Origin of the sequence: Haloferax sp. S2CR25 (assembly GCF_031624535.1) — an archaeon.
Classification (GTDB): Archaea; Halobacteriota; Halobacteria; order Halobacteriales; family Haloferacaceae; genus Haloferax; species Haloferax massiliensis.
In genome coordinates, this window is the sequence record NZ_JAMQOO010000024.1 from 1 (window position 1) to 5,279 (window position 5,279).

The window sequence follows — 5,279 nt, forward strand, 5'->3', positions numbered from 1 at the left end:
CCGCCGACAGCGACGCCTCTCGGTCGGTTCGTCCAAGGTTCTCTCGTTGAGACCGTCAGTGTAACCGCTCTGAGACAGAACTCAGGCTTCAGAAACAGCTAGCCGAGGATGCTTTGTGAGGTACTGAGACTAGCGTTGCAGGCTCGTCGTGTCACACAAGACGCGCCCTGTTCTGCAACGGGTGCGGAATCGCGTACCAAGCCATCTGCATCCACCCCCTTGATAACTCCCTCGTGGGCACCGCGCCCACCGAGTTTCGTGCACTCGACACTCGAGTTATCGATATCTGTGAGTCACGAGTCGCGGACTGCGGTCGGAGGAATCTCTCACCAGGCGAACAGTTAACTGAGGCAACAAATTACTATCTGGTATGAGTAGCTCACCATGGACTGCAAACTTTGCGACTGAAAAAAGCAAATGTGCAGCCGACGTCCAACACCTCCTCGAGAAGTACCCACAGCCGGTCGTCTACGAAGTGATGAGTGAACTGCTCCGTCGAGAGATGCGCGAGCAGTTTGCTGGTGCGTACGCTGCGTCCCAGCAGTCTGACGACTGATGGGTATTGGTGACGTACGAAACCCTCGCTAACGACTATTCAGAGAGGTTGCGCCGCCCAGCGTCGATACAGTTCCAACAGGGAAGAGCTTCAGACAGCTGTTCACACTCGCAGGGCAGGTCTGTTGTGCCGTCATCGCCGCGTGATGTTGACCCACCATCTGTGACGACGCGCATCTTGACGGCGAGTTCGAGTATTCGTGGGCGAATCGCGACCGCAACCCGATGTTTACAGGGGCCGTCACCGCTCGCATCAGCAGGACATGAACACGAATGGGGGACGCCATCCCGAATTCGAACGCAGTACTCGTGCGCAGCCGGGTCGGCATAGCTCTCGTTGCGAACACGGACATCGCCGTTGAGGAGTTCGAATGCAAACGCCTCGTACTGCGCTCGCTTGAGGACGCGCGTAGGTGGATCGAACTCTGGTAGTACAGGAGTCATGGTAGCCAGCGCGCAATGCGCGCACCCCTTCGGGCGCATGAAAAACTACGCTGTCGAACGGAGTGACAGGTGACACAGAATCAGGTCGGATTCTTTGTGCTGCCCTGTCCTGATCGTCCTGCAGTCAATACAGGTGCGACACCGACCAGGGGAGTCGTACTGAAAGACGTATTCAGAGTTGGCAGGGTCGCCCGATTTCTCGTTCGTACTGCGATTTAATTTGCTCGAACAAATCCTGTCCGAACTCTGTCTGGATGCGAGGCGCGGCAGTAGCAAAGAACTCGTCCAGATTCTCGAACTCGGCAAAGTGGTCGTTCGCCTCGGCCTCGTCGTACCGACCTTGGCGCTCGTACTTGAGCGCCTGGAGACAGTTATCGATCAGATCCATGTCCTTGACGAACTGTGCCGTCGGGGTGTCACGTGCTTCGTACTCTTCCCAGAGCGTCAGCAGTTCGGTATCGTTGAAAGGTCCGACGAGATCGGTTACTGCACTCCGTTCAGCTGCCTCCTTCTCGGACGTGGGGATGGTCTGGCGTCCGTCCTCCGCACGGGTTGCGATATCGCCCGTTCGAGCTTCGCCGAGGTCGTGAATGAGTGCCATCGTCACTGCTTTCTGACGGTCAACGTCTTCCTGGTCGGCATAGAGCAGACAAAGCGACGCTGTCCCCCACGTGTGGGCTGCGACCGATTCAGGCGAGTCGATATTCCGAAGCACCCATCCCGTCCGAAGTTCGTCCTTCAGGTCGAACCATTCAAGCAAGGAGTCGAGTTCGTCGGTCATCATATCGTGGAGAAGGGAAGTGGCCAGTTCAACTCATCGAGACTATTCCGCCGGGTTGCCGACAGTCACTCAATAAATCCGCAGGAACAATGTACCAATAATTCACCGCTGAGCCTGCGAAAACAACACCCTGTGAAGAATTCTATACACCTTCTGTTACAGACAAACTACGTCTAACAAAGAGGCATCAACAGAGCCGCGACAGCCGAACCACAGATGAGAGATCTCAGACCGCGTCGAGTGTCGAGAGAATCTCTTCGGCCGTCCCACTAATCCGACCCAGTCGCTCTTGGAGAACGTCTGTCTCGTCGTCCTGCCACGCCGCGAGATAGAACGCCGACCCACTCGTATCCAAGCCGAGATAGCGACCGACGACGTACGCGACGGCCTCCGCTTCGACCTCACGTTTCGCCCGCTCAGTTGCGTCGGTTATGTCGAAGTGCAAAATCGCGTGGGCGTACTCGTGGATGATCGTCGACGCGAGATCCGCGCGGTTCGACCGGTCCTTCACTTCCACGAGTGGGGTGAGATCCTGGACGCTCCGCGACTGGCAGACGCCCTTCGCCTCCCCATGTCGCCACTCGTCGGGATCGACGATGCGGACCGTTACGCCGAGGTCTGACGCGATGTTAGTGAGATCCTCGACGAGCGTGTCAGGCTCACCGGTCGCCGCCGTGTCCAGCTCTGGGAGTGGCTCGCCCTCGGTCTGCGAAATGTCGAAAACTGGTGCGGGTTTGAAGCCCACGAGACCCTCCGACCACTCTTCGGGAGGCGTCTCGTCGTACTCACACTCGCTGTTTTCGTGGTAGCTCGGTGCGTTCCCGCACTCGGGGCATTGGGTCGTGATGATCGGTGCCCAAATCCAAATGGCTGACTCGCCTTCTTCGACGTATCGGTTGAACTCTTCTTGCCACGTCCGGTAGCCCGCGACCTTCGTCGCTTCGGGACACTGGAGGTTGATGAGGAGGGTGTTGCGGTGGGAGTAGTCGTGGAACCGGCTCTGGACGTCCAGCCACGCTTGGAACTGCTCGCTTGCCCGTGCGTCGTTGACGTCGGCAGCGAGGTCTGCAAGCCACTGTTCGATCGTGCGATGCATCTCATCGTGTCGCGTGTCGGTCTCGTCGAACGACACCGACGGGGAACTTGTTGTTGCCATTGGTTTCAGTTCTGACGCGTCACTTCAGGACGCGCCGCACCCTCTGGGGCGCACAAAAACGGGCGGGACGACCTACTGGTCGGTGTCCTCGCGCTCGAGACTGCGAAGATACTCTCGACACTCGCTGAACAGGCCGCTCGCAGTCGCTTCGCCGGTCGTGAGGTGGCGAACCCACTCAATCGCCCAGCAGTACACGGGATCGGACTCACCTGTGCCGTGGATGTACCACCAGCGAGCGGCTTTGAGCACGATGAGCGGGTTCGTCGGCGGCCGTTCGCTCAGGAGGGCCCACGTTATCGACTCGATTTTCTCGGGGACGTCCGCTCGGGAGAGGTCAGTACTATGTGTGAGTTCGAGGTCGACTGGCATCTCGTCGATCGAGACGTCTGACTCTGTCTGTTGGTGACTCATGGAAATCACGTTACACGGACTGTGTCTTCAGCCCGCACCCACCACGGGCACAAAAAATCTCGATGTTGCGCTAGTACCAACGGGCCTCTCGATTGACGCTATGCGAGGTGCGACACCGCCTCTGGTTCGGATTCGCCAGCGAACTCGTTGCGCTCGACTGGCGTCCAGTCTTCGGTCGTGGTTGGTGCCCACCAATCGACGTGGTAGTCACCCGGCGCACCAAGAATCTTAACGCGTGCTTCGTCGTCGGGAAGCGTCCGGCGGAGTTTCTCCTCAACGTGAAGATTCCATGTCGTCGTTGCGTCGAATGTGATGATGACCGCCTCATCGTAGCCACGCGACTCTGACGACTCACGGCACGTCACGCTGGTATTGCACTCTGTGCAGAACACCCCCTCGAAGGGGATGTGCGTGAACGCTTCCGTGCCACACACTGGACACCACAGAAATTCGAACAGCGCCTCGTCGTGGCGGGACACGCGCTCGAGACTCATCGAATACTCACCTCCCTGGCGAGCATCGCGGGCGACTGGTGGTGAACGCGGGACAACTCGACTGCTATTGTTGGAATCGGCATCTGTTACTGCGCCTCCGCCCTACCGGGCGGCGCAAAAACAACACCAAGCGCACCACCAGACTACTCGGTCGCTCAGTCTGTGTCTGCTGCTAACCCCGCGAGGACGTCGTCGTGTGAGACCGTTCGGACGCGCTCAACAAACGCACGTGCAGCAGCGCCAGTTGCAAACACCGACGCATCGTAGCCAACACTTCCACCGAATACAGTCCACTCGTCGGTCATCACACCGCCAGACAACGGCGTGTACTCAACTCGATACTTGGCAGTTGCGTCGTCAACGACGAGTCGAACAGCGATACCACGATCAGGAAGCGTCTCTCTCAGGAGTTCCATCGGGCACAGCCTCCAAAGTCAGTAATGGACATCAGCAGGAACGATCCACAGATGGTCGTTCGACTCGACGAGTTGCTCGAGTCGCTCTCGATGCCGAACCCCATCACCGAACTCATCGTAGAGGTACACCGCCGGCCCGCGGTACGCCCCGAGATTGTGGCACGCATGCCTGACGAGGTCCTCATCGCGCATGATCGCCGCAGCGTCAAGGTTGTCAACGCCCTCTCGAATACGCTCGAGATTCCGCTCGAACTCACGAGTGGTCGCCTGCCAGCCGCGCTCAAGGAGTTCACGGCCGTCTTCTGAGGCCATAGGGACTGCAACCGGGAGGTCACCCCACCGGGCGCTGCCGGCGACCGTTGTTGAATCGTCGTCGAACGTCACATAGTAGTCGAACACTGCCTCAGCGTGTGGGGCAGCACCCACCAGTTGATCGAACACATCGGCGGCTCGCGAGAGGGCTTGGTCTGTTGTCGATGCGGTCACAAGAGCGTAGATTACCTGGTGCATTCGTCGTCACCTGCCGACTCAGGAGTCGAAGTCTGTCCGATCACCTGCGCCGGCGCCCATCGCCGGCGCACACAAACACAACCCACTACGATATACCAGAGTTCACGTGTACTGTTGCTCTGGAGGGGGTTGAGGACCCGATCTGTTGAGCTAGCAGTCGTTGGAGCCGTGCTGAACTCAGGGAACACGTCGGACCCTGGCATGATATCTCGCCTGAGAGAGTCGAACCGCTCGAGTCTGGAGTCCTACTTTTCAGATTCCGAGGGGCTGAGTCCGTAGTCTTCTGGATCGTACCTATCGGTCACCGACAGGACAAACAGCACACCGAACAAAGCTAGGGAAATGTAGAATACGTCTAACTGAAGTGGGCCGAAATGAACGAAGTTCAGTACCTCACAAAGCATCCTCGGCTAGCTGTTTCTGAAGCCTGAGTTCTGTCTCAGAGCGGTTACACTGACGGTCTCAACGAGAGAACCTTGGACGAACCGACCGAGAGGCGTCGCTGTCGGCGG

The 5,279-nt window shown here is 58.4% G+C and carries 8 protein-coding genes; 1 reads left to right on the forward strand and 7 read right to left on the reverse strand.

The features are described 5' to 3' along the window. Nucleotides 1-370: 370 nt before the first annotated feature. On the forward strand, nt 371-556 hold the full coding sequence (locus NDI65_RS22025) for a hypothetical protein (RefSeq protein ID WP_310894430.1): 186 nt from the start codon (nt 371-373) through the stop codon (nt 554-556). Between the two features lie 35 nt (nt 557-591). On the opposite strand, the gene NDI65_RS22030 is transcribed toward NDI65_RS22025, so the two are convergent. From NDI65_RS22030 to NDI65_RS22060, 7 genes are all read right to left on the reverse strand, one after another. Beyond that, nucleotides 592-999, reverse strand: a complete 408-nt coding sequence (locus tag NDI65_RS22030) for an SWIM zinc finger family protein (protein ID WP_310894431.1) — start codon at nt 997-999, stop codon at nt 592-594. A gap of 172 nt (nt 1,000-1,171) precedes the next feature. Next, the gene (locus NDI65_RS22035; protein ID WP_310894432.1) at nt 1,172-1,783 is read right to left on the reverse strand and encodes an HD family hydrolase; all 612 of its coding nucleotides are present in this window, start codon (nt 1,781-1,783) and stop codon (nt 1,172-1,174) included. Between the two features lie 223 nt (nt 1,784-2,006). Beyond that, nucleotides 2,007-2,936, reverse strand: a complete 930-nt coding sequence (locus NDI65_RS22040) for an ImmA/IrrE family metallo-endopeptidase (RefSeq protein ID WP_310894433.1) — start codon at nt 2,934-2,936, stop codon at nt 2,007-2,009. A 72-nt stretch (nt 2,937-3,008) separates the two neighbouring features. After that, the gene (locus NDI65_RS22045) at nt 3,009-3,347 is read right to left on the reverse strand and encodes a hypothetical protein (protein WP_310894434.1); all 339 of its coding nucleotides are present in this window, start codon (nt 3,345-3,347) and stop codon (nt 3,009-3,011) included. A 98-nt stretch (nt 3,348-3,445) separates the two neighbouring features. Continuing rightward, on the reverse strand, nt 3,446-3,841 hold the full coding sequence (locus NDI65_RS22050) for a hypothetical protein (protein ID WP_310894435.1): 396 nt from the start codon (nt 3,839-3,841) through the stop codon (nt 3,446-3,448). Nucleotides 3,842-3,996: 155 nt separating this feature from the next. Continuing rightward, nucleotides 3,997-4,257 (reverse strand): hypothetical protein, encoded by a 261-nt coding sequence (locus NDI65_RS22055; RefSeq protein WP_310894436.1) that lies wholly within the window; start codon nt 4,255-4,257, stop codon nt 3,997-3,999. Between the two features lie 18 nt (nt 4,258-4,275). After that, nucleotides 4,276-4,767: a hypothetical protein gene (locus NDI65_RS22060; RefSeq protein WP_310894437.1), complete on the reverse strand. Its 492-nt coding sequence runs from the start codon at nt 4,765-4,767 to the stop codon at nt 4,276-4,278. Between the last annotated feature and the right edge of the window lie 512 nt (nt 4,768-5,279).

Excerpts from the sequence above, each read along its gene's own strand:
- NDI65_RS22055 (WP_310894436.1), bottom strand. The coding sequence starts at position 4,257 with ATGGAACTCCTGAGAGAGACGCTTCCTGATCGTGGTATCGCTGTTCGA.
- NDI65_RS22050 (WP_310894435.1), bottom strand. The coding sequence starts at position 3,841 with ATGAGTCTCGAGCGCGTGTCCCGCCACGACGAGGCGCTGTTCGAATTT.
- NDI65_RS22045 (WP_310894434.1), bottom strand. The coding sequence starts at position 3,347 with ATGAGTCACCAACAGACAGAGTCAGACGTCTCGATCGACGAGATGCCA.
- NDI65_RS22025 (WP_310894430.1), top strand. The coding sequence starts at position 371 with ATGAGTAGCTCACCATGGACTGCAAACTTTGCGACTGAAAAAAGCAAA.
- NDI65_RS22040 (WP_310894433.1), bottom strand. The coding sequence starts at position 2,936 with ATGGCAACAACAAGTTCCCCGTCGGTGTCGTTCGACGAGACCGACACG.
- NDI65_RS22035 (WP_310894432.1), bottom strand. The coding sequence starts at position 1,783 with ATGATGACCGACGAACTCGACTCCTTGCTTGAATGGTTCGACCTGAAG.
- NDI65_RS22030 (WP_310894431.1), bottom strand. The coding sequence starts at position 999 with ATGACTCCTGTACTACCAGAGTTCGATCCACCTACGCGCGTCCTCAAG.
- NDI65_RS22060 (WP_310894437.1), bottom strand. The coding sequence starts at position 4,767 with ATGCACCAGGTAATCTACGCTCTTGTGACCGCATCGACAACAGACCAA.